This is a genomic window from Paenibacillus sp. Soil750 (assembly GCF_001428045.1).
Lineage (GTDB): Bacteria > Bacillota > Bacilli > Paenibacillales > NBRC-103111 > Paenibacillus_E > Paenibacillus_E allorhizoplanae.
This window is the reverse complement of sequence record NZ_LMSD01000044.1, coordinates 169794-192890: the sequence shown is the minus strand read 5'-3', so window position 1 is coordinate 192890 and position 23097 is coordinate 169794. Positions and strand designations below refer to the sequence as shown.

Genomic DNA, 23097 nt, shown 5'->3' with positions numbered 1-23097 from the left:
CCTCTCAATGCTCCCATCAGTAGCTACAAATTTGCTAACAATATAATATTGAAACCCAAGAATAGACCTGTGCACCGTCCAAACGATTTGAATAGAGCATAGGTAGTTATACCGATAAGCATGAAGCTTAAAATGGTTACCAATTGATTTGTTATGTTTGTCAATGAATTCTTTAACAAGATACGTTGTAATAGGAATAATAAAAACTCAATTGATGTGCTACAAATACATAAAATTAATACAAAAATAATTAATTTCGTTCGGTCTAGTCGGATCATATTTTTAAACACCTTTCAAAATACTTGGTGTTGGGATAATGTTTGACCCCCTACAATTCCATTGCCCAAGCAGGCATCATGATGTTATGCACTCGTTCTCCGTTAGTTCAATCGAACGCCGAGAGAAACGATTACGTGCAAGAAGTTAGAGAATAATTGCTTTAAGACTATAAGAATAAGAAATATGAGCAGTGTACAAACATATGTTCTAATGCTATGTTAGGAATAGAAAATACATCCCATCTAGGAGTGAACGACTTATGGAGAATATAATCCGTTCTGGTATGCATGATTTTGATTTTACGCTTAAACCGATGATAAATCGCAATAGACGTCGGACGAATGCGATGTATCCGGAAAAGGAAGGTGTCTGGGAAGAGTTTGAAGCTAGTCATACAGGTGAGAAATATCTCGATGGGAAGGTCATCATCGACCATTTTGAAGGAATATTCCCGAATGGTGAAGTTAGAAAAGGGATGACGATACGCGCCTATGACGAGGAAACGCAGCAGTGGTCGTTGGTATGGCTGGATAATCGCAACCCTCATGATTTTAGACCGCTGATCGGAAAGTTTAAAAATGAAATTGGTGTGTTTAATCAAGTGGTAGTAACACCAGACGGAAAGCCGCTGCACATGAGATTCACTTGGGATGAAATCACGGAGAATACGGCTCGCTGGCAACAGGCCTTTTCGTTTGATGCGGCTAAAGATTTAACCTTCATTCCAATATTAAACTCCCGTTACTCAAGAAACTAAAGAGGAGCTTCTTCGATGAAAGCTCCTCAACTATCGCTCCCAGTTAGTTTAATCTTCGAATTTTTTTATATAGTTCTTTTGATCCTTTGTAAACATATAGCTTCGTCTCTCATAGAACCTATGAGCATTTATTCGGCTTGGGTGGGATAACAATTTTATTCCAGAATATCCACTGTCCTTTCCCCACTGTTCAAGGCGATCAATCAAAATACCGCCAATACCCTGATTCCTATAACTTTCTTTAACAACAAATCCCAGAACGTTTACTAAAGATTCGGAAAAAAGTAATTCATACGGGCTTCCATGAATATATCCGATTACCTCGGTGTCTTGTTCGTAAACAAAGATGATATCTTTAGTTTTCTTTGTAATAATATTAATTCTCTCTCTTACTCTCTCTTCGGAGAATGCATGTAAATTCGGGTTAAAGGCTTGATTTAGCAAATAAATATCATGATAATCAGTTTCTCGAATTTCCCTGACCTTACTTTCTTTCATATTTAACGCCTCAGTTCTATAGATCTTTACAGGCCGTTGCATATCTTGACAAGGCACTATGCATGCACTTAACTCTGTTACTTTATTAAAGCACCTTAATTTTAACACATATTGGAACTATCCTGCCCTTTAGTTTAATAACAAAAAGAGACCCACAGCAACGGGCTGCGGGTCTAAGTTATATTTTCAAGGCATTAGTCAGCTATCTAAGCCTGCCTTTACATGTGTTTCAAAATTCTTATTCGAGAACTCTTTTAAAATAGCCGTCACTAACAATGTTACACCAATAATCATAAACAAAATGCTAATTATATATGGTATTCTTAACATCGTTCCGTCCAAAGCCAATGATAGTTTTCCAGGAGGATCGCTCCATCCCCCCATATGCGGAACATAATTAGCAATTGCCAAATTTACCATACCGAATAGTAATGTTCCTGAAAATAAGAAAGTGGTTCCAGCTACTAAGATCGAACTTCTCATAACTATCACCTCTATCCGTTTCTTTATTATGATTTGATAACTCTATATTACCATAAAATAGAAGTTTAATACTCCATTATTCTGCCCGTTAGTTTAGCAAGTTACAGGTCAGTCTACTGCTTGTCGGGCAATCGGACAATGTTCTTGTCAACCGACACTAATAGCGAACAGTACTCCACATGTGTTAAGACGGTAAAAAGAATTTAGTCGTTATTCCAATGGTTGGCTGACCAGCATGTGGTAAAGACCTTTAGCGGCCATTAACTGCTCATGAGTACCCGACTCTGCAATGACTCCTTGATCCAGCACCAGAATGCGGTCCGCATGCCGGATCGTGCTTAGCCGATGCGCGATAATGAGGGTCGTTCGATCCTGTAGTATCGTGCTCATATTCCGCTGTATCGTCTTCTCTGATTCATTGTCAAGCGCGCTCGTCGCTTCGTCGAATATCAGAATGCGTGGATTGCCGATCAGCGCCCGCGCAATGGCGATACGCTGGCGCTGTCCTCCAGATAAGCTCGCACCTCGCTCCCCAACCTGTGTATCGTAGCCATTCGGAAATGTCATAATGAATTCATGCGCTCCCGCAAGCATGGAAGCGGCCATCACCTCATCCATCGAGGCATCGGGAATTTGATAGGCGATATTCTCGCGAATCGTTCCGCTGAAGAGCCCCGCTTCCTGCTGTACGACTCCGATTTGCTTACGGAGTGTGGCGGCCTGCACCCGCTTCAGATCGTGCCCGTCGACGCGCACCGATCCACTACTTGGCTCGTATAGCTTGAGCAACAGGTTAACCAGAGTCGATTTCCCTGACCCGCTCCGACCGACGACGGCAATCGTCTGGCCCGGAGCCAACTCGAAGGAAATATTCTGCAATACGTTCTTCCCGTCGGAGTCGTAGCGGAACGATACGCGTTCGAATTCGATCGTCCCCCGCAGCTTCGGCAGCGCAGTCAACCCGGTAGGATCGACTTCCTCCCGCTCCGTCTCGAATACGTCGTCAAGCCGTTCCAAAGCAATCCGCAAGCCTTGAAACTCGTCCCATATTCCGATTAAGCCCAGTGCCGCATTGGTAACGAGTGCATACACCGCGCTGAATGCCATCAGTTCCCCTACGGTCAGCTTCTCCCCGATAATAAACCCAGCCCCTGCATACAGTACGGTTACACCGCTTAAGGTTTGCAGCACGGTGCCGATAGAGCCTGAGATAATTCCGATTTTCCAGCTCTTCATTTGCACGAAAGTCGATAGACGGAACTTACTCTCCACTTTCTTCCTTACCTCATCTTCGGCCGCGAGAGCTTTCACGGTACGCATGGAGCCAATGGTTTCCACTAATACGTTTTGCAAGTCCACATCAGCTTGGAATTGCTTCCTGCTGTTGCGTTTCATAAGCGGAGTCACGATAAGCGTAAGTGTAATGAAGCATGGAATGAACGCCAACGCGATCCAGGACGCTATATGTAAACATAATAATCATGTAAACAACAATCGTCATCACATTCAGTACGGCACTCATACTATTCGTTACGAGAAAATGACGGATGACTTGATTTTCACCAGCGCGCGTCAAGATGTCGCCCACTTTCCGTGTGGCGAAGTAGCGCATGGGCAAGCGAAACACATGCCGATAAATAGCAAGAAACCGCGAAGAGCCTACTACATGTGATTATTAAACGATCCTCAACCTTTACATACTCCAAAGCATTCAAATCCCTCTTAGCAACCTCACGATACAATGTAGCCTTTGACACACCTGGCGTATACCGATTATTTGTCGGTCAACGATACTAGCCCGTATGCAGGAATTAGCTACGAGAATCCCATCGTCGGACGTGAGAACGCGCGTGATCCGACGCCACTTCCAGCAGTACGACGTCGTAGTCTTCGTTATCGCCATTAACGGAGCGGTTTACTTTTACTTGTCGAATTTTGGACAATGTTGTTTTCATAAATCGGCAATCGGCCCAAGTTCTTGACTTGTCATTTAACGCAAATCTTGTAACACGTATAAATCAAGTGATTCACAAATACTGATCAGCCGCGAAGCACTACTTTTAAGAAATTGATACTTCGTATAAACCTTTTATAAATGGGAAAATATAACTTTAAGTATTTAAAGTATAAGGGAGAAATCAGAACAATGGACCCATTGGTAGAAGAAATAAAGAAAAAATTCGCGAGTATGGATGATTTCTTTCTTCAACGGGATTATCTTAGTGATATTCCTGTTGTCTTGATGGGGCTTATGACCTTAATTAATTTAACAGAATCTCGAGAATCCCTTCATATATTCATAGAACGCTTAAATACATCTAACAAAACAATAGATGAATTCATGAACTTGTTCGGGGAAGTGCAGGAGATCGTTACGAATGAAGTTGTGTCTTCTATTGTGGAGGGCAAATTAATTATATACTTCGAGAATCATAACAAATATGTGGTTACACAACCGATACCCAAGATACTAAATCGTTTTTTTGAACCTCCTACCAATGAAAACGTTCTTCAAGGACCTTTAAGTTCACTTATTGAAGACATTGATCAAAACATTGGTATTGTTAGAAAACAATTAAACTCGGATCGTCTCCGAGTAAAATCGTTTTCTGTCGGCAATGGCGAGCAAAAAAGAATTTCCGTGCTTTATTGCGAAGACCATGTCGATATGGAATTAGTGAATAACATCATTCGTCAACTGGAAATGAATCTGGACAAGGAAGTTAACAATTTACAAAACTTAGCCAAAACGATGGGCTTTTCTTCCTTTGGCCCTATTTCAAAATTTAAAACAACAGAACTGCCACAAGAAGTTGCTCAGTCCTTACGAGTAGGAAAAGTCATTCTATTTGTAGATCGATTACCTTTTGCGCTCGTACTTCCAAGCTTGTTATGGGACATGTTCGCACTAGAAAATGATCGTAATTATCCGCTGCCCTTAATGATAACTATACGATTTTTACGTATAATGGGTGTCTTACTTACTTTAATTTTTCCTGCTTTATACGTTGCTCTTGTAGCTGTTAATCCTGAAGTGTTGAGAATAGAACTTGCGTTAGCTGTGGCCCAAAGCCGTGATAGTGTGCCTTATCCTGCTCTTGTAGAAATCCTAGTGGTACTTGCTATTTTGGAATTAATTCTGGAAGCTAGCGTTAGATTGCCCAAAAGTGTTGGACCCACGATTACCATGGTAGGTGGAATTATATTTGGACAAGCTATTGTTGCAGCCAAATTAGTAAGTAACCTCATTATTATTATCCTTGCAGCTACTACAATTGCGAATTCAACTATCGTTGGGTTTCAAAACTCTCTCTCGATCCGGTTATTTAAATATTTAATCGTGTTTCTAGCTGCGATCTACGGAGTGTTAGGCATATTATCAGGTTTAGTCATTGTCTGTGCCTACCTTGCGAGTCTAGATACCTTTGGAGTTCCCTATACTCAATTCAATGTGGCAAAGGATGAAAGCAAAAATGGATAAAAGCTTTGCTGTCGTGTTCATGTTTATACTCACTCATTTAGGGGTCATTTTCTTCCTATATCCCGAAGATATTATTGCCAGTACACCTTCAGGACATTGGGTTCTTATCCTCTTTGAAATGATCGTGCATTTTGCAGCTATTTCTATGTATATGAAAGGGCTGAGTTCTTTTCCAGGATGGGATATTATTCGTATCTATATGAATGCAGGCAAAACAGTAGCTATCTTTTTTCTTCTCCCAGTTACTCTGTATTTACTGGTAGTTATTATTATAGCAGTTCGAGCTTATTCGGAAGTCATTACAATCATCTTTTTATCTAATACCCCTCTATGGTCAATCATAATCTTATTACTTTTCGTGTCAACGTATCTAGCTTTAAAAGGAGTAAATGCGATATTTCGTACCGGTGTGCTAGTCGGTACTCTTTCGCTACCTTTGATCCTAATCATCAGTTTGACTTCTTTTCAGAATGTTGATTGGAACTATGTCTTTCCCCTTTTCGATCAAGGTAGTTTTTCGTTCCTGACTACATCCTCGTATCTTAAAAGCTTTTTTGCCTACGCGGGAGGTTTTTTGTATCTTGGCTTCGTTCCGCCCTTTTTCACTTATCAAAGAAAAAAAGTTCTCCTGGCCATTGTTGCCCTTACCCCCTTCTTTATATTATCCGTCTATGTTCCGCTTCTCACATTCGGAGAGGCCACTGCTGCAACCCTTCATTTCCCTCTCGTTGTTGTGTTCGAAACGATCAGTATCCCTTGGTTGATGTTCGACAGAGTCACCATGTTTTTCATGTTCACACTGATCGCTTTCTCCATGATATTTATCTCACTAGTATTGTGGGAGACCAATCAAGTCATAAGTCAATGCATTCCCTTCGTTAAACCAAAGTATCTTCTTATCTTCCTTTCAGTGTTTATCTTTATCATCTGTTTAACAATTCATGACTGGGAAACTGTTGAGAAACTTTTATTGTGGAACTCGCCTTTAAGATTATTTGTCTTAGTAACTGTTCCTCTGTCTATTTTTTATCTTGGGCTGCGAGCTAAGAGGAGGGTGGGACATGCACACAATTAAGTCGACATTTCAAATCTGCATGCTTCTATGCCTGGCATTGCCTCTAAGCGGTTGTTGGGATAATAAGGACATCAATCATCGCACACTACCATTGGTTATGGCTATTGCCATGCAAGGCGACCTGTATAAAGTATCTATACAAACCCCAGAAATAGATCAGGATGAGATAACTTTAAAACTGATCAGCGAAACAGGAAAAACAATAAGCCAAGCCGTAGATAAGATCAGTATGAATAAGGAAAAGCAAGTCGACTTATTCCATATTAAGGTTATTATTGTTGACAGAAAACTTGCACAAAATGGCATGAAAGACATCATCTCTGGTTTTATGAGAAGTGGGGAGATTTCCCCAAAAGCTTACATTGTGATATGTGGAGAAGACACTTCACTGTTTTTATCTAAAGAATCAACAACTACGGTGCCAAAAGGATCCTTTGTTTACGATTTTTTTGAAAAAAATGCGGGATGGAACCCACAAATCTCAAGAGCACAGGTTTGGAAAATTTACCGTAGTATTTATTCATACACCAACGATGTTGCTATCCCTCTTGTAAAATCTTCTCCGGATTCGCCTTGTGAATTTTTAGGCTCTGCAATTATTAAAAATGGAAAGATGGTTGGACAAATCAATACCGACGAAACTCTCATATATAATGTATACCATGGTGAAAGCACTTCGGGGAAAATTGAAGTGTTGGATCATGCGAGTGTTTCAATTACTAGTAATACAATGAAACTTACAACCAAACTCATTAACAATAAACCTTATATGAATAGTCAAGTTAAATTGAAAGTGGTTATCCTAGAAACAAAAGGAAATCCATCACAAACATTAATTAAAGAAGAATTAGAAACGCTTCTTACAAAGCGGTTTCAACTACTCTTTGCGAAAATCCAAAAAAGTGAAGCTGACATTTTAGCACTGGGGCAGCGTTTTAGAAGAAAAATCCCTAGAAAAGAATTAGAGCATTGGAGAACAAAATACTACCCTCAGTTACAAATGGATCTTCAATTCCATGCGGATATTGAAAATGAAGGGTTTATTAAAATGAACTAGATCTAAAAATTCGACTCTGAAAAAAAGAATTTTGGGAGGTATGCAGTTCTGGAGCTGGTGTTAGTTTAAAAGAAACCTGTAAAGATACCTTTGAATTTTGGGATAAAGAAATTTTATTATTTGAGGGGTTCGCTGCAGGTAGTCTTCCGCCACGCTCTATTGCCAGTTAGCATAACGTGGCTGCCGATCTATGCCGGCAGACGTCATGTCGTGATTTAACTATAGGTTCCAGTATTTACCATTGAAATCCTAACTAGGGCTAGTACAACGACATTAGCTAAATCGATTTTTCATTTAAAATATTTAAGATATCCCCAAAGAAGTAAAATCGGGATAGCTGCAAGAAAACATGCTATCGAGATACTGTCCCTTTGTTTTTTATCATATGTGGTTTCTGTATTATCATTAGATCGTTGGCGGTCACCTGATATCAGTGAGCCACTTGTAACAATAGTAGTGAAGAAATAATTATAGTAACAATGAGTCCACTTAAAAGAGATAATTTAGCTAATTTCAAGATTAAACGCCTCCCCTAAGCCTTTGCCCTTGTTTTACCACATATTGGAAATTGACTGCCCGTTCGTATTAAGAGGTTAACCAGTTTTTACTGGTTGACCTCTTTTGTGTTTTAGAGGTTTAGTAACGGTAGCCGGTGTCGAACGTCTCTGCCCGTGGGACCGTGATCCCGTGATGTAAACTGTTCACCCCCTACTTGTAGAAACATGTTTAAGGCTGGTTGAGACATCGATCTCGAATAACAAGCGAAGCTATGACACTGCAAGAAGGACTAGGAGCTACCGGTAAATTCAGTTTTAGGAGGGATCGAAGAATGAATCCAGTAATAGGTCTGGATATTGCAAAAGGAGAAAGTCAGAGCCATCTCGGGAAAGTTTACAGCTACGATTAACAGGATCACAAAACGTGGCTCCAGCAGACTCAGACACGCCTTGTACATGGTTGTGCTATGCGGGCTGAGGCGTACTGGGAGTAAGAAGCTCAAAGCTTTTTACGACAAAAAATGGCCGAAGGAAAACCTCACAAAGTAGCGATGGTCGCATGTGTGAACAAGTTACTACATTGGATGTTTGCCATACTTAAACGAAAAGAAGCATACCTTGAGTTGATTTGATTGGAAATCAAACGAAATCAATGAAAAACTTTCCAAAGCAATTTTGGAGGGTTATTTGGCATACTCAGTAATTAGTATAGCACCATCTTCTCCATTTTCTATTGAAAAATCTTGACAAGTTATTAGCTGGTTTACTTTAATAGGCTACCGAGCATGTCGGTAGCCTATTATTATTGTGTTATCGTGTCCCGTTAGTTCAACGTTTGGGATGCGATAGCTTTAATCGCCTTATTCAACGACAATTGTCGTGTGAACTTCACCGTGATAATGGCTGTCCACAACCTTTTCAGTGAGCGAAAAATTGCTGTTGGCTGCAATTAAGTACGTTCCTGCAGGCAATAACAGATCATTTTCCGCGTAAAATTCTTTCCAAAATCCTGTATCGGGATCATTTACGGAGTAGCCACCACTCTTGAAAAACGGGTATTCATTGATCTCTCCTTTGAACAACCTTGTAGCTGTAAGCTCCAACGTACTTGCACCTTCCATTTTTATTTTCTTACCATCTGTTAAAGAAAACATTATGTAAGTGTGCGGACCCCAAACTAATATTGAATCACTGTCGCCAATGTAGGTAAGCGAGGCAGAATAATGAATGGGTTCGCCTACTTTGTACTTCTTCTTTTGTATGTTCAACTTCATCTCAAATTGATCGTCTTTATGTACTAGCTTTGGCTCTTCCATCATCTTCTTTATTTCTGGATCCATTGAAGTTGAATCGCTTAAACCCATATCTCGCAAAGTTATTGAATTTGTGTCTACTATGGAAACCGTTTTGGTGGTGTCTTCATATTTAACAAGAGCACCCATGTTTTCAGCCACAAAACGAATGGGTACATACGCGCGACCGTTATAGTTTAATGTAGTGTATTCACTATCTAATTCTTTGTCTTGACCATTAAATACAAATTTGGCAGGAAATAAGTACGCTTGGATTGTGTCAGACGCATAAACAGCAGTTGTTGCGGATAAACCAATTCCGCAAATTAGACCTAAAACAAACTTTTTCAAAATTCATCACTCCCACTGTTTAGTTCCAACGAATTAGACGAAGCGAGCAAGTAAAAAGTTACCATTGTAATTGGAATTATACCTACATTGTTTTTAATGCGTAAGTTGTCGTTATCTAACCCGCTATAATTTTTGATATATATGTCCAAGCAATTTTTGCACGGTCCACATAAAATAAATCTATAAATCTATCAATCTCGTAAAAATAGGAGGGGCTATGATGGGAACCATGTGGGGTGGATATACAGTTGATCTTAACTTGATTGGGTCAGGAGCTTTAGGCAAGGTCTATAAAGCTTATGATTCGAAAGGACGCCAGCTGGCAATCAAAGAGACTTCCAACCGTGAGGCGGCAAGACGCGAAGCGCGGATTATGCAGAGTTACCGGATCGGTGAGTTTTTGCCACGCTATTATGATTATTTTGAGATGGGGGAAAAAGGCTATTTGGTTACTGAGTATATCCGGGGGGCGACTTTGGGCAATGACTTTCATAATACCTTCACCAATAAGCGGGATCAGGACTTAAGTGTAGAGATTACAATCAACATCCTCAAGGGGCTTAGACAACTCCACAAAACAGGGTATATCCATAATGATGTGCTGCCCAAAAATGTAATGATACTTCACAATAAGCCTGAGACGGTCAAAGTAATAGATTTCAACATTGCCAAAGAGATTGTGAGTCCCGCTGTCATGAATAAGGAGCTACAGGCTGTGTGCAAAATATGCGCTTTCCTCATGAACGGGACGCTAGCGGATATCCATAAGGCGGAAATTCGCGATAGAGATCTTAGGCGTGTGTTATTAAATCCCTTTGACGTAAACAATAAGGACAGGTATCCATCGACTGACGCACTCATTGCCGCATTGCGGCCTTTTTGCTAAGGCACCTCACCTGGTTTTTGTGGCACGTTCCCTGTTGTTCCTTCTAACCAATTGTTAATATTTACAGAAAAACAATCCTCGAAAATAACATTACAATCCTCAGAAGCTAATTTTATCATAACGATTCGCGACTTATAGAAGGAAAACTGCCAGTTAGATTAAACAGTTGGAATGTACTCCTTCCGCTCTCCGTCGGGAATAAGATAAAGTTCTTGTCCCCGACAATGGGGGACGTGAGATAGACGAAATGTTGAACTTCCATGAGACAGGCTCTTGATTGCCAAAATCATACTGTTCCATTTGGTGTAACCCTCCGACGTTAACAAAAAAAACACCAACCAACTTGTGGTGGTGTTGGATTGTTATGGCTATCTTTTCCCACAAAAACGCAGTTCGCTTTAGGTCTGGGAATGTCTCCAGCCGCCGATGCTTATCGGATCGAAGGCGGGCTGAGCTTGAAAGATGCGTTTCTTTCTATGACTTACTATTTTGTCTGGCCCAGCATGTGGTCCACAGTCTTACTGAGCTGGCTAAAAATAAAATTCGGCGCTATCCGGTTCATCATTTTTAAAGCATTGCTTTGGCCGGGCCGGATTTCGTATCGGTCAATCTCCATTCCTTTGATCGCATAACTCACCATGTCAGCGACCGGCATCGCCTTTGAACCTGTCAAATCTGCCGGATCGAATGTATCCACCAGCGGAGTTTCTGTCAAAGGTGGAGCCAGCTCAAATACTTTGACCTGGGTGTTTTTAAGCTGTGCTCTGAGCGAAAGCGTATAGGAATGAATGCCGGCCTTTGCTGCGCAATAAATGGGTGAGATCGGAAGAGGCACGAACGCAAGGCCTGATGAGACATTTATGATCGCAGCCGATTCTTGCGTTTTCAGATGAGATAAAAATTGCTGCACCATCCAGATCGGACCACTGAGGTTCGTTTCGATCTCGCTGTTCAAATCCTCTAGGTCGTTACCCGCAGCATGAAGATTTATTCTTCGCATAAACCCTGCGTTATTGATCAAGACATTGAGCTTGGGAAATTGCTTCACCACTGCAGCATACAATGCTGCAATCGCTTGAGGATCTCCCGCATCGCTCTGAAACGTATGTACCGTTGGTAGTTTTTTCTTAGTCGCATCAAGCCTCGCTTGATCCCGCCCAGTGATAATAACGGTATTCCCGAGCTTCAACAGCTGACTTGCAAATTCGAAGCCAATGCCGGATGACCCGCCCGTAACAAGAACCGTATTGCCGCTCATTTTCATCAAATTCCACCCGTTCCTTCCATCTCCATAAGTAAGGTGCTTTCTACCAATAAGTGTACATGAAGTTTATATAGATAGGAAGGCATCATTAAATTGAAATAAAAAAATTTACATTGAGTTCCCTAGTATCCACTCGACTTCAGTGCTATCAATAGACAATTATTCTACTCATTTTCTCTGTTATGAGATACATATAAAATGGGGCTCTCTCGCTTCATGATTTTATTTTTGGTGATTACGGCTACATTTTCTGGAGCATCAAATAGCCATTTAGAAAAATGTTGACGAGATGTTAGCTGGTTTTAGTTTAATAATCAATGACATTCTTGTACTTTCTCTAGAATCTCGCTAACACATTGTTCTATATTCTTATTTGAGCAATCAAGGGTAATATCACTGTATTTATTGTATAAAGGAACTCTTTCCTCGTAAACATCCTTAAGACTATTTCCCTTCATTATAACAATGCCTCTGGTTGTTACATTTATAAGTCTTCTCTGAATTTCTTTATATGGGACATGTAAATAAATAATCTGACCATTCTGTTTAAGGATATTCATAGCCTTTTCTGAATATATAACACTTCCACCTGTAGAAATTATGCAATTTTTCAGTTGCAATTCGGAAACAGCTCTTTCTTCTATTTCCAAGAATTGTTCGATACCGTCATTATCAATTATATCTTGTAACAGCCTACCTTCATGTTGTTGTATAACAATATCTGTATCCACGAAGTCCATTCCTAAAGCTTTGGCAAGCAAAACACCTAAAGTGCTCTTACCAGCTCCAGACATACCTATAAGAACTATATTCATATTCTTCCTCACTAATTTTAATTGGTATAGTTTCGCTAAACCATTCGACAATCATCATAAATATCCTTTAGAAGTCATTAAACGCCCGATACGTAATAAACAAATAAGGGGCTGCCGTGAAGCAATCCCCTCAATTATTGTTCTCCGAAGGAGCTGAATGAATTTGTATTAGGATTATAATTTAGCGGGTCAATGAAAACTCCATATGTAATTGGAAATCGTACGGCACCACTTACATCCTATGACCTTCATGATTAATTTTCAATATCACTTCCACATATCAAACCATCAGACCTGCATTACATTCGCATCCTTTTTGAGCTTCACCTTATAAACCGGCTTTCGTAATCCACGAAGGAACCCATTGATTGCTTGCAGATGTTCCGCAACGACAAGTTGTAACGAATCTTTATAAGCCAAATTGTGCGTTTCATCCGGATCATTATTCATATCGTACAATACATAGCGCTGCTCGGGCGCTTCAAGGTTATACTGGATGAACTTCCATCGTTCCGAACGTGCCATCACCTGCATAGGTACACTATCTACGCTATGCAGCCCCTGCATACTGAATGTAAATTTTCTCTCTTCATGTGGATCTTCGTTTCTGCTTCCACTGATGATCACAGAACCCGACAGATCGTTGCCGGATAGGGTAGTCGGCAGGTGCTCTAGTGCACTCGTGAGACCCGCGAGCGTAGGAAACAAATCTACGTGGTTGATCAGCGTTTCGTTGACTTTACCGGCAGGAACAACACCTGGCATCCGCATAATTAGCGGAATACGAGCCGAGGAATCATACATCTGATTTTTAAGCCACAGCCCTTTTTCACCAGCCATATCCCCATGATCAGAGAAATACACAACCAGCGTGTTCTCCGTAAGTTTAAGCGCGTCAAGCGTATCCAGCAGTTGATTCACATTATGGTCCATCCAGCTAATACTGCCATAATACCTGGCTCGCGCCAGTCTGTTCATCTTCTCCGTATTTTGAAACCAACCAGCCTGCTCCGCCATTTTATACACAACAGCATTGCTTTCCAACTCACCTGGCACGCTCTCCGGAAAATCAATGTTCGCAGGATCATACATATAATAAAATTGCTTATTTGTATTCCAATACCAGTGCGGCTGAACAAACGAAACGTGTAGGAAAAATTTTTGAGATTGATGTGCCGTCAAGTACTGAACTGCCTCTTTTAGCATAATAGCATCGGTCTCCAATGACTCATCTTTCACTACTTTGCCATGCAGCCGTGAAGGTTGTTTCCCTCCAGCACGAATATCGGTCATAGCATCAAATATAAGCTTGTCGTCAGGATCAAATTGCGGTGGATCTGATGCTCTTCGCGCTTTGATGTCCTCAGTAAAATGCTCTGTACTGTATCTGTAATCATAGCCGTATTCGTACGACTCATGATTGGTATGCATTTTACCAATACAAGCCGTCGTATACCCATGCTGCTTAAAATGATGCGCCCATGTCAGAGTCCGTTTATCAAATACATGCGCGTTGCTGAGTTGGCCATGCTCCAATGGGTATTGTCCAGTGATAAAGCTTTGGCGGGTCGGGGCACAAATCGGATAAGCACAATACGCTTTCGTAAAAAGCGTCCCCTCGCTGGCCAGTCGATCCAAACCAGGGGTACGAATGATCGGGTGGTTCGCGCAGCCCATAATTTTGGCATTATGTTCATCCGACGTAATAACTAGGATATTCCAATTGTTTCGTGCAGCAGCAGAGGTCATTCCTATCCATTCCTTTCTTATATAAAGTGAAAGCTACCTCATTTTTCCCCGATAAAATGGATATACAATACGCCGTTCGCATCAATCTGTGTTTCGATTTGAGTTCCGTCGTAGTTCATTGCAGGCTCTTCCCAAATATTCCGCAAAAGAGTGCCGGGTGCATGCGGCAATGAGAGCTCTTGCAGTGTGATCTCAACCGACTTCATCTCTCCAGTTCGGTTAAAAATACCTATCCATCCCTCGTTGAGACTTTCCTTCTTCCGAGTAGACCATGCCTCGATCCCCTCGTTATGATAAACCCTAGTTCCCATGACGCCGTTTTGATTGCAAGCAATCATATCAGGGTTGGTAAGCAATTCAAACGAAAACTCATCCGTTGTCGGAAGTGCTCCTCCCATGAATAAGGGAGAGGCAGCAAGTGCCCTCATCGTAATAAAAGTCAGCATTTGGCTGCGGTTTAACCCGCTCATCCGTTCTCTTCCTTTTCCGCTAAAAAGCTCTTCCTGAGAAGATACAATAGATTCCGCTTGCTGTTTCTCTTCCGGTCTCCAAACACTTAGATGCCCGAAAGGAATCATATCCATATCTAGCCAAAAGCCTTCCTGGCGAACATCATTAAATTCCAGCCACTTGTCGAATGCCCTGTCAATATCACGTTGATTGTCCCAGACATCTTTGGTTGTCCTCAGCATATTGGCGAGGCTATAAGTGTCTATCTGTTCAAGGACCGTCTGGCCCCCTGGTGAAAGGCTCAGTACGATATCGCGTCCGCACTTCTCGATCGCTTTAACAATCGCTTCGATCTCACGAGGAAAGCCGGTAATATCATCAGCTTTTATGAAATCCACACCCCAATCGGCGAGTTGCCCGATCCAAGCGTTATAAAATTCTTGTGATCCAGGCTTATCCATATCGATACCATAGTTATAATGGCACCATACACAGGTATCCGCCGTATTGGCAATGTCAGCAGCCCGATAAGGCGTACCGAATATCGGCAGGTTCTCTTCGACGGCTTTACGGGAAATACCACGCATGATATGAATACCGAATTTGAGCCCAAGTTCATGTGTACGATCAATCAGTGGCTGCAGCCCCTTCGGAAAATAACAATGAGAGGGTAAATACCTGCCATATTCGTCTATTCGTACATCAAGCGCATGCTTAGCTGTTGGAAAGCGATGACCCGGCTCTATTTCATATTCGGCAAACCAACCATTGTCGACAACGAAATAGTTATAGCCGGCGTTCTTCAATCGCTCAGCCATCACTTCCAAATTCTCGAGCAGCACTTGCTCGGATGCCGCGCAACCATAACAATCAAAGCTATTCCAGCCCATGGGAGGTGTGGGTGTTAAGGCATGCTGTTTCCTAGCTATTGTTTCCAAATGAGTAAGCTCCTTTGTGCGCATAGGTTAGTTGAATCCCTCTATCATAAAAAACTCTCCCCCTGACGCACAGAGGAAGAGCACTAGCTTTATTGATAAGCTGTCGGAAGCGTCTGGTACAATCCGCCCGCTTTGTCTGTTGAGGTTACTTTTATTTTCAAAGAGTTAACCACATCATTGATTCGTTTCGGATAGGATTATAGGACCCCGTGGCTGTCTCATACACCTCACCGCCATAGTAGATGCCCTGGATATAAGCAGGAGTCGCCGTTTCCCCTTCACCGAATGCTTTGGTTTGAAGTTGAATCACCAATTTGGACGGAACAGTAATGGCAAAAAGGCTGGTTTAACTTTATGATTTTGTCTATAAAAGGTAAGGTAGAAACCTTCACTCCTTAATCGATCCGATCAGCGCACCTTTCGCGAAATATTTTTGCAGAAAAGGATAGACAACCACAATAGGAAGCATAGCCACCAGAATTGCCGCCATTTTCACATTTTCCCCGATCGACGTTGCCATCTCTATTTCGAGTGAACTTTGGGAACCAACCTCGGCCGTTCCTCCTACAACCATTTGGCGCAACAGCACCTGAATCGGCCATTTGCTGGCATCACTCAGATAGATCACAGCCGCAAAGAATTCATTCCAATGATGAACCATGAAAAACAGTGAGAAAGTCGCCAGAATCGGCTTGGATAGCGGCAAAATAATAGAAAACAAAATGCGAATCTCGCCTGCCCCATCGATACGAGCTGCTTCATCCAAACTCTCCGGTAAATTTTGAAAAAAGGTCTTCATGACGAGAACGGTAAACGCATTCGTGGCGCCCGGCAGCAGCAACGCCCAGTACGTATTCATCAAACCAAGTGATTTGATCAGCAAATAGTGAGGAATTAACCCGCCTCCGAACAGCATGGTAATGAAAACAAACATCAGCATCGTTCGGCGTCCTGGCAGCTTCTTCTTGGACAGAGCGTAGGAGAGCGTAATGGAAACGAACAAATTAATGAGCGTGCCTACGACAGTAAGATATACCGAGTTGCCTAACGACCGTATAAAGCGATTCGTGGAAAAAAGGTACCGATAGGCATCCAGCATTACGTCTTTAGGAATGAAATATAAATGCCCACCTGCCGATTCCAGCGTGGAGCTGAGCGAAACCGCCAGCATGTATAGAAATGGAATCACTACCCCCAAACCGAGCAGGAGGAACATAGCGGCATTGCCTACATCAAAAAGGGATGTTTGTCTATTCAAAATACCCCTTCCTCCCCCATCGATTTGGCAGCTTTGTTAGCCAATAATACTAATATCAAACCGACAATCGATTTAAATAGACCCGCTGCAGTGGCAAAGCTATAATCCCCGCCAAGCAGACCGACACGGTAGACATAAAGATCGAACACATCGGATACTTCTAGATTCATCGCGTTGGACATTAGAAAAATTTGCATGAAGTTCGATTCCAGCGAGTGTCCTAGACGCAGCAGGAGCAGGATGACAATCGTGCTGCGAATACCTGGTAGCGTAATATGCCAAATGCGACGCCAACGTCCGGCACCATCCACTTTAGCAGCTTCGAATAACTCGGGATTTACCCCTGCCATCGCGGCAAGAAAAATAATCGTCCCCCAGCCAAGATCCTTCCAAATATGCTGCAGCACCATCATCGAGCGAAACCATTCATTGCTGACGAGAAAAGGAATGCTTTCTCCGTTACCAACATAATGGTTGATCACACCAGAAGGCCCAAAGAACACCAGTGTCATGCCCGCTATAATCACCCAAGAAATGAAATGCGGCAGGTACAAGATGGTTTGAATAAGCCGTTTATAGATCAACCACCGAAGCTCATTTAGCATGATGGCGATAAATAATACGAATGGAAAATAAAAGAATAAATGATACAAACTTAGAAGCAGCGTATTTTTCAGCAAGAGAGGAAAGTCATCATGGGTCAGAAAGTTACGAAAGTGCTCCATACCGACCCACTCGCTTTTGAAAACTCCCAAAAACGGGCTGTAATCCTGAAAGGCAATCCATACTCCCCACATTGGAAAGTAATGAAAGACTAAGAAATAGATTATGCCCGGAGCGGCCAATACATAGAGCCATGCATTACTTCTCCACTTTACTGCCATCAGCGTATACCTCTCTTTGTCTAAGTTAGCTTAACTATTGCTGATAAAGCTCCAATAGCTCTTTTCCAATCTGATTTCCGCTGTTCTGCTGCCAAGCTGCGATTTCTTTCTGCACAACGTCCCATCCAGCTTGCCCTGTCACATATTTGATCGCCGACGCATCGACCTTCTTCTCATGATCCGGATTTTTCTGATCGGTAGGTGAAATCAAACCGGAGAACGTATCCAGCACGCCGATCGTTTTAAAGCTGTCCAGAATACTACGTTGCAGTTTATTCACCTGCGGGTCTGTTGAATTGGCATAGTTATAAGGATCGAGTGGCCATAACAACAGGAAAGTCGAAGGCTTTTCTTTCTCACTAAGCTTCTCTTGTTCTGGTGTTCGACTGACAATCCCATCTTTAATATCCGTGGAATGGACGCCTTTGATCCCGCCATTGCGGTAATACTCGTATTCAGGAGCCGCCTGGGCATTCAGAAATTCCACAATGCGCTCCGCTTTTTCCTTGGATACTGTAGAAGGAATCACCCAGGAACCGAAGAAGCCCAAGCTTTGATTGACGCCTTTCTTCCCACCAGGACCTTCAATAGTAGGCAGAACAACCATTTCAGCCTTAGGATCTACAGTCTTGAGCTTGTCGAAGTTGTTACTACCGAGCAAACCTACATGGTAGACAAGCGCACCTGCTTCACCTGCAAGAAACTTATCCTTATTTTGTTGATTCTTGAGCAGCGTCGCATCTTTATTTAACAGCTTTTCACTCCATGCCAGCTTCAGCCAATCCAAATAATCTTTATATTCCTTTGTCTCTAAGGCGTATACAGCCTTATCGTTTTCAATTCGGTAGTTATTTGGCATGCCAAATGCAAACTTAACTGGTGCCATTCCGCCGAAAACAGACTTGGCATCATCCGCCTGTGCGGCAAATGTGACAAAAGGAATCGTTTTCCCGCCACCTACCGGATCCTTTTCCCGGAATACCCGCAAGGCATTCGTCAGTTCATCGATGGTTTTCGGAACGCTGAGGCCATAACGGTCAAGCCAGTCCTTACGCATAATAATATTGGCTGAACCATTCCCATAGGCGTATTGTGGTCGAGGAATCGCATAAATTTTCTGATTAACACTGGAAGCTTTCCATGCCGTTTCGGGAATGTTTTGATCCAAATTCTTTTTCCCTTTGACCAAGGATGTGAGATCGTAGAATGCGCCCTGTCTTGCCAATTTTTCAAATTTAGGGTCTTTGATCCCTGATTTCAAAAGGATTAAGTCATACTGATCTAAGCTTGCCATCGTGACATTCAGTTTCTCGTCATAGGTCGAAGCGGGCACCAGTTCCATGGAAAGCTTCACATTGTTTTTCTTTTCGATATATTCCTTCGCCTGGTTACCTTCCATCGGAGGCTGATCCTCATAATGGATGGTCATGACTTTAATCGATACAGGCTCTTGTGCACTTCCGCCTACGGCCGTAAAAGGGTTCTCTTTGCTTCCGCTGGAGCAGCCCGTCAAAGCTCCAATACCTATTACGGCTGTGAGTCCTAGATGTAACCATTTGGTCGCTTTCATTCGTTTACTCCTCTCAAATATCTGTTCTACGGTTTGTTCCAATGGCGCACGCCGGGCCCCATTCCGCTAAAGCTACCGTCGGATATTGGTTAAAGATAAAATCCCCCGCATCCGCAGATTCTCTCCACATCGCCATAAACAAGGATCGTTTTATTTCCTGCATTTCCGGTGCATCCTGTAAATTGCAAAGCTCGTGGGGATCCTCCTGCAGATCGTACAACTCATCGACATCTGTCGGGTTATATACCAGTTTATACCGTTCCGTTCGGACGATCCGCTGCATGTAGTACACTTCTACTCCATTGCATTGTGTAAACAAAGCTTCCCTCCATGCTTCTGGCTCCTCGCCATCAAACCATCTCGTCAAGCTGAGCCCTTTCGTATCCGCTGCCATGTACCTACTCGCGTCTGCTATGTCCAGAAAGGTCGGTGCAAAATCCATGATGCTTGTCAGCGCATCGACCTCCCTCCCCGGCTGTGCTATTCCGTTAGGCCAGCGAAGCACACAAGGCAATCTATACGTTTCTTCGAACGGACTGATTCCTTTTAAATACAAGCCGTGTGCTCCAACATTTTCACCATGATCAGATAAGAAGACCACCAGCGTATCATCAGCTTGACCGGTTCGCTTCAAAGCCTTGAGTACTTCTCCCAATAGGTCGTCAACCATGGTGCAATAGCCCCAGTAATGACTAATCGATTCCTTGACTTCTTCCTCCGAAAGTTGATCCCAAATCTTGCGCATCCGGCGGTAAACTTCTGGCCTATTTTGAAGAGAATCGTAGTAATTCGGTGGAAGCGGAATAAGCGACGGATCGTACATTCGTGCATATCTTTCGGGAATTTGAAATGGATCATGTGGCCCCGTTACCCCTACATACATGCACCATGGTGTTTCATCTTTTGTTAGTTTATCCAGCTGTTCAACCGCATGTTGTACCACCCGATAGTCTCTTGTATCCTCGTATTCCACTTGTGAAGTACCATAGAGCTTGTAATTGCCCCAACCTGGCCTTGCAATTTCGCCCGGCTGCCTCGGCCCAGACTGGACCATGCTATCTTTTTCCCGCCAACCGTCTATGGTATGGCCCATCACCGCGTCCATTCCCGCAGTTACAAGAAGCTCTTCCCAGCCCCGATCTACAGGATTTTCTTCCGCTGAAATATGCCATTTACCAGAAAAGTAGAGCTGGTATCCGGCCGACTTGAGCCCTTCCGAGAATGTCGTAACACCTGAGTAAAGCCCACGACGTAGCGCTGCAGCATTGCTCACATTATTATGAATGCCATGCTGCGAAGGATATTTCCCCGTCATGAAGGATGCACGGGAAGGACAACAGTGTGTCATGGTCGTATAGACACGCGTGAAAGTAAGACCGTCATCCGCCAAAGCTCGAACATTCGGCATCTGACAAGGATGATCTCGTGCAATAACCCCGGCCTGCTGCTGGTCGGTCATAAAAATCAAGATATTGGGTTTGCCCACATGTCCCCCTCCTCTAATGATGGCTCCATCTATTTTTTTACGTTTATTCTTATGTGAATAGTCGGATTTAATCCCGTGAAAGGCGCACTAACTGGGTATAACTGACAGCCACACTGTCCATTGCCGACCCTTTGCACTGATCCTGCTCGACCACGTACCATTCTATGCCGTGCTTTTCGCCCCAAATAAGTATAGGTTTGAAATCAATAATGCCTGTTCCAATCTCTGTGAACTCTGAATTGTCCCCTGGCGTCATATCTTTTAAGTGAATATAGGGTATGCGATTAGGGTACTGTTGAATGAAATATAAAGGGTCAATTCCGCTCTTCTTCACCCAATATACATCCGGCTCTGCATAAATATCGCTGCCGTCCGTCGTATCACACATATAGGATAGCGCCGAGCCCCCATCTATCAGCGTCTCAAACTCATAAGCATGGTTATGGTAATGGATGCGCAAACCTTTTTCCTTCCCTTTATGAGCGATTTCATTTAAGACTGACCTCGCCTCCCTAAATCCTTGTTCATTGCGCAATCTTGGAGGCAGCGCTGGACATATGAGGTCGCGAGTGTTGAACATTTCTGCCTCACTTATAACGATATCTAGCTGATTATTAAGCTGCTCATAATCGACGTGCATGCCCGCAACGCGAAGTCCTGTCTCAACTAATACTGCTGCGATTTCACGCGGGTCATGATTGTACAACTGTGCAGTCTGAACACCAGCCCAGCCCATAGCGGCCAATTCCCTTAGTACACCTGCACAATCCTGCTCAAACTCTTTCCGTACCGTATGCAGTTGAATGGCGAATTTCTGTTTCAAGGCTCTCCCCTCTCCTCATCCAACCTGACTTCTCTACCTATGCGTGCAGATTCATACAACGCGCTTAAAATACGAATCATGTCAACGCCATGCTCAGGCCGTATTATAGGCTCCGCTCTCTCTTGCAGCACATCGATAAAATGATGAAGATGCTTGGCATGATTCCCGCCTGTCTTCGCTTTGGATAAATCAGGAATGGTCGTGCACATCGTGTCTGCTATTTCCGAGAACAACTTCACCTCTCCCTTGCGAAGTGAGAACCCTGCTTTGGTTCCACGCAGTTCAACGAATGACTCCTCCTGCTCCACATTCGAGGCCCAACTGAATTCAAGCTGAAGCGTCGCTCCATTCTGGAAACGAATATATCCAGACGCCAAATCCTCTACATCATACACGCCATCATCTTTCTTCTCGCCATATCCGCTATGAATGGAATCCGATAAGCTTGTTTCGGCAAACTTGGTATAGGTTGCGCCAACTACGCTAACCGGTTTCGGATTACCCATCAGCCATATGGCAACATCAATGAAGTGTACGCCCAAATCGATAAGCGGCCCACCGCCGGATATCTCCTTTGTTGTGAACCATCCGCCTTTGCCAGGAATTCCACGTCTTCGTAGCCAACCACAGCGCCCCGTATACGCTTCGCCTAACTGCCCTTGATCAATGAATCGTTTAAGGAACTGCACGCCTGGAGCAAATCGATTATTACGCATCGCCATGAGATGTTTGCCTGACTGGCTGGCAGCCTTCGCCATTTGCAGTGCTTCTTCCACATCGATGGCATCTGGCTTCTCTGTAAACACGTGTTTACCCGCATGCAAGCCTTCAATTGCAATGCGCGCATGAAAGGCATTCGGTGTGCAGATATCGATAAAGTCGAGATCCTTCTGCTTGAGAAGCTCTCGGTAGTCGGTATATACCCTCGGTACATGAAACTCAAGTGCCGAGCGCTTTGCTTTTTCGTAGACAATATCACACAGAGCGGCAATTTCCACCTCAGGATGGGTGCGATAAGCTTCCAAATGAATGGCAGCTACTTGGCCGATCCCAATCACGCCAACTTTTAGTTTCTCTTTCATACCGAATCCTCCTATACCGATATACCGAGATAAATGACAAAACAAAGTAATCTACTTGGAATTATTACTACCAGTGTAACGGATCAATGATCGAATGGAAATGTCATTTTGATTGCCGATCT

General features: G+C 43.0%; 20 protein-coding genes and 2 pseudogenes. 6 read left to right on the top strand and 16 right to left on the bottom strand.

Translation table 11 applies throughout. The features are described 5' to 3' along the window. The first annotated feature begins 538 nt into the window (after positions 1-538). Complete coding sequence (locus tag ASL11_RS35090) at positions 539-1036, top strand: hypothetical protein (RefSeq protein ID WP_056626040.1); 498 nt, start codon at positions 539-541, stop codon at positions 1034-1036. A 48-nt stretch (positions 1037-1084) separates the two neighbouring features. Here ASL11_RS35090 and ASL11_RS35085 read toward each other — a convergent pair whose 3' ends face one another. From ASL11_RS35085 to ASL11_RS37790, 4 genes and pseudogenes are all read right to left on the bottom strand, one after another. Then, positions 1085-1534, bottom strand: coding sequence for a GNAT family N-acetyltransferase (locus ASL11_RS35085; protein ID WP_056626038.1), 450 nt, complete (start codon positions 1532-1534; stop codon positions 1085-1087). Between the two features lie 198 nt (positions 1535-1732). Further along, positions 1733-2017 carry a hypothetical protein gene (locus ASL11_RS35080; RefSeq protein WP_056626035.1) on the bottom strand — a complete coding sequence of 95 codons (285 nt, stop codon included), beginning with the start codon at positions 2015-2017 and terminating at the stop codon, positions 1733-1735. Positions 2018-2227: 210 nt separating this feature from the next. Next, positions 2228-3124 (bottom strand): peptidase domain-containing ABC transporter, encoded by an 897-nt coding sequence (locus ASL11_RS35075; protein ID WP_235550675.1) that lies wholly within the window; start codon positions 3122-3124, stop codon positions 2228-2230. Positions 3125-3148: 24 nt separating this feature from the next. Continuing rightward, positions 3149-3629: pseudogene (locus ASL11_RS37790) on the bottom strand (ABC transporter transmembrane domain-containing protein); the annotation flags it as partial. A gap of 534 nt (positions 3630-4163) precedes the next feature. On the opposite strand from ASL11_RS37790, the gene ASL11_RS35065 reads away from it, so the two are divergent. Genes ASL11_RS35065 through ASL11_RS35055 form a run of 3 tightly spaced genes read left to right on the top strand, consistent with a single transcriptional unit; the run spans position 4164 to position 7630 of the window. Beyond that, positions 4164-5498 carry a spore germination protein gene (locus ASL11_RS35065; RefSeq protein ID WP_056626025.1) on the top strand — a complete coding sequence of 445 codons (1335 nt, stop codon included), beginning with the start codon at positions 4164-4166 and terminating at the stop codon, positions 5496-5498. After that, a complete protein-coding gene (locus tag ASL11_RS35060) occupies positions 5491-6573 on the top strand; it encodes a GerAB/ArcD/ProY family transporter (RefSeq protein WP_056626023.1) in 1083 nt (360 codons plus the stop codon). Before ASL11_RS35065 ends, ASL11_RS35060 begins: the two co-directional genes overlap by 8 nt. After that, positions 6560-7630 (top strand): Ger(x)C family spore germination protein, encoded by a 1071-nt coding sequence (locus tag ASL11_RS35055; protein ID WP_056626021.1) that lies wholly within the window; start codon positions 6560-6562, stop codon positions 7628-7630. The genes ASL11_RS35060 and ASL11_RS35055 overlap by 14 nt, the downstream gene beginning before the upstream one ends. A 290-nt stretch (positions 7631-7920) precedes the next feature. Here ASL11_RS35055 and ASL11_RS38295 read toward each other — a convergent pair whose 3' ends face one another. Further along, the gene (locus tag ASL11_RS38295) at positions 7921-8082 is read right to left on the bottom strand and encodes a DUF5316 family protein (protein WP_442953122.1); all 162 of its coding nucleotides are present in this window, start codon (positions 8080-8082) and stop codon (positions 7921-7923) included. Between the two features lie 429 nt (positions 8083-8511). Here ASL11_RS38295 and ASL11_RS35050 point away from each other — a divergent pair. Continuing rightward, positions 8512-8759 (top strand): annotated as a pseudogene (locus ASL11_RS35050) (transposase); the annotation flags it as partial. Positions 8760-8987: 228 nt separating this feature from the next. Here the strand turns inward: ASL11_RS35050 and ASL11_RS35045 are convergent. Beyond that, positions 8988-9770, bottom strand: coding sequence for a copper amine oxidase N-terminal domain-containing protein (locus ASL11_RS35045; protein WP_056626016.1), 783 nt, complete (start codon positions 9768-9770; stop codon positions 8988-8990). Between the two features lie 220 nt (positions 9771-9990). Between ASL11_RS35045 and ASL11_RS35040 the strand changes: the two genes are divergently transcribed. Beyond that, on the top strand, positions 9991-10656 hold the full coding sequence (locus ASL11_RS35040) for a protein kinase domain-containing protein (protein ID WP_056626013.1): 666 nt from the start codon (positions 9991-9993) through the stop codon (positions 10654-10656). 484 nt (positions 10657-11140) lie between these two features. On the opposite strand, the gene ASL11_RS35035 is transcribed toward ASL11_RS35040, so the two are convergent. The 10 genes from ASL11_RS35035 to ASL11_RS34990 all read right to left on the bottom strand — a co-directional run bounded on the left by ASL11_RS35035 (position 11141) and on the right by ASL11_RS34990 (position 22975). After that, positions 11141-11920 carry an SDR family oxidoreductase gene (locus tag ASL11_RS35035; protein ID WP_056626010.1) on the bottom strand — a complete coding sequence of 260 codons (780 nt, stop codon included), beginning with the start codon at positions 11918-11920 and terminating at the stop codon, positions 11141-11143. A 314-nt stretch (positions 11921-12234) separates the two neighbouring features. Continuing rightward, positions 12235-12735 carry a shikimate kinase gene (locus ASL11_RS35030; protein ID WP_056626008.1) on the bottom strand — a complete coding sequence of 167 codons (501 nt, stop codon included), beginning with the start codon at positions 12733-12735 and terminating at the stop codon, positions 12235-12237. 288 nt (positions 12736-13023) lie between these two features. After that, entirely contained in the window at positions 13024-14484 is a 1461-nt protein-coding gene (locus ASL11_RS35025) for a sulfatase-like hydrolase/transferase (protein ID WP_056626005.1), read from the bottom strand. 38 nt (positions 14485-14522) lie between these two features. Further along, positions 14523-15872, bottom strand: a complete 1350-nt coding sequence (locus ASL11_RS35020; RefSeq protein WP_162261694.1) for a glycoside hydrolase family 27 protein — start codon at positions 15870-15872, stop codon at positions 14523-14525. 388 nt (positions 15873-16260) lie between these two features. Next, positions 16261-17130 carry a carbohydrate ABC transporter permease gene (locus ASL11_RS35015; protein WP_235550668.1) on the bottom strand — a complete coding sequence of 290 codons (870 nt, stop codon included), beginning with the start codon at positions 17128-17130 and terminating at the stop codon, positions 16261-16263. Then, entirely contained in the window at positions 17127-18014 is an 888-nt protein-coding gene (locus ASL11_RS35010) for an ABC transporter permease (protein ID WP_056625999.1), read from the bottom strand. The genes ASL11_RS35015 and ASL11_RS35010 overlap by 4 nt, the downstream gene beginning before the upstream one ends. Positions 18015-18048: 34 nt before the next feature. Continuing rightward, complete coding sequence (locus ASL11_RS35005) at positions 18049-19584, bottom strand: extracellular solute-binding protein (protein ID WP_056625997.1); 1536 nt, start codon at positions 19582-19584, stop codon at positions 18049-18051. Positions 19585-19597: 13 nt separating this feature from the next. After that, a complete protein-coding gene (locus tag ASL11_RS35000; RefSeq protein ID WP_056625991.1) occupies positions 19598-21070 on the bottom strand; it encodes a sulfatase-like hydrolase/transferase in 1473 nt (490 codons plus the stop codon). 67 nt (positions 21071-21137) lie between these two features. Then, complete coding sequence (locus ASL11_RS34995) at positions 21138-21893, bottom strand: sugar phosphate isomerase/epimerase family protein (RefSeq protein ID WP_056625988.1); 756 nt, start codon at positions 21891-21893, stop codon at positions 21138-21140. Then, positions 21890-22975, bottom strand: coding sequence for a Gfo/Idh/MocA family protein (locus ASL11_RS34990; RefSeq protein WP_056625985.1), 1086 nt, complete (start codon positions 22973-22975; stop codon positions 21890-21892). Before ASL11_RS34990 ends, ASL11_RS34995 begins: the two co-directional genes overlap by 4 nt. Between the last annotated feature and the right edge of the window lie 122 nt (positions 22976-23097).

Excerpts from the sequence above, each read along its gene's own strand:
- ASL11_RS35055 (WP_056626021.1), top strand. The coding sequence starts at position 6,560 with ATGCACACAATTAAGTCGACATTTCAAATCTGCATGCTTCTATGCCTG.
- ASL11_RS35010 (WP_056625999.1), bottom strand. The coding sequence starts at position 18,014 with ATGGCAGTAAAGTGGAGAAGTAATGCATGGCTCTATGTATTGGCCGCT.
- ASL11_RS35040 (WP_056626013.1), top strand. The coding sequence starts at position 9,991 with ATGGGAACCATGTGGGGTGGATATACAGTTGATCTTAACTTGATTGGG.
- ASL11_RS35025 (WP_056626005.1), bottom strand. The coding sequence starts at position 14,484 with ATGACCTCTGCTGCTGCACGAAACAATTGGAATATCCTAGTTATTACG.
- ASL11_RS35005 (WP_056625997.1), bottom strand. The coding sequence starts at position 19,584 with ATGAAAGCGACCAAATGGTTACATCTAGGACTCACAGCCGTAATAGGT.
- ASL11_RS35065 (WP_056626025.1), top strand. The coding sequence starts at position 4,164 with ATGGACCCATTGGTAGAAGAAATAAAGAAAAAATTCGCGAGTATGGAT.
- ASL11_RS35080 (WP_056626035.1), bottom strand. The coding sequence starts at position 2,017 with ATGAGAAGTTCGATCTTAGTAGCTGGAACCACTTTCTTATTTTCAGGA.
- ASL11_RS34990 (WP_056625985.1), bottom strand. The coding sequence starts at position 22,975 with ATGAAAGAGAAACTAAAAGTTGGCGTGATTGGGATCGGCCAAGTAGCT.
- ASL11_RS35060 (WP_056626023.1), top strand. The coding sequence starts at position 5,491 with ATGGATAAAAGCTTTGCTGTCGTGTTCATGTTTATACTCACTCATTTA.
- ASL11_RS35030 (WP_056626008.1), bottom strand. The coding sequence starts at position 12,735 with ATGAATATAGTTCTTATAGGTATGTCTGGAGCTGGTAAGAGCACTTTA.
- ASL11_RS35075 (WP_235550675.1), bottom strand. The coding sequence starts at position 3,124 with ATGGCATTCAGCGCGGTGTATGCACTCGTTACCAATGCGGCACTGGGC.
- ASL11_RS35035 (WP_056626010.1), bottom strand. The coding sequence starts at position 11,920 with ATGAAAATGAGCGGCAATACGGTTCTTGTTACGGGCGGGTCATCCGGC.
- ASL11_RS35085 (WP_056626038.1), bottom strand. The coding sequence starts at position 1,534 with ATGAAAGAAAGTAAGGTCAGGGAAATTCGAGAAACTGATTATCATGAT.
- ASL11_RS35090 (WP_056626040.1), top strand. The coding sequence starts at position 539 with ATGGAGAATATAATCCGTTCTGGTATGCATGATTTTGATTTTACGCTT.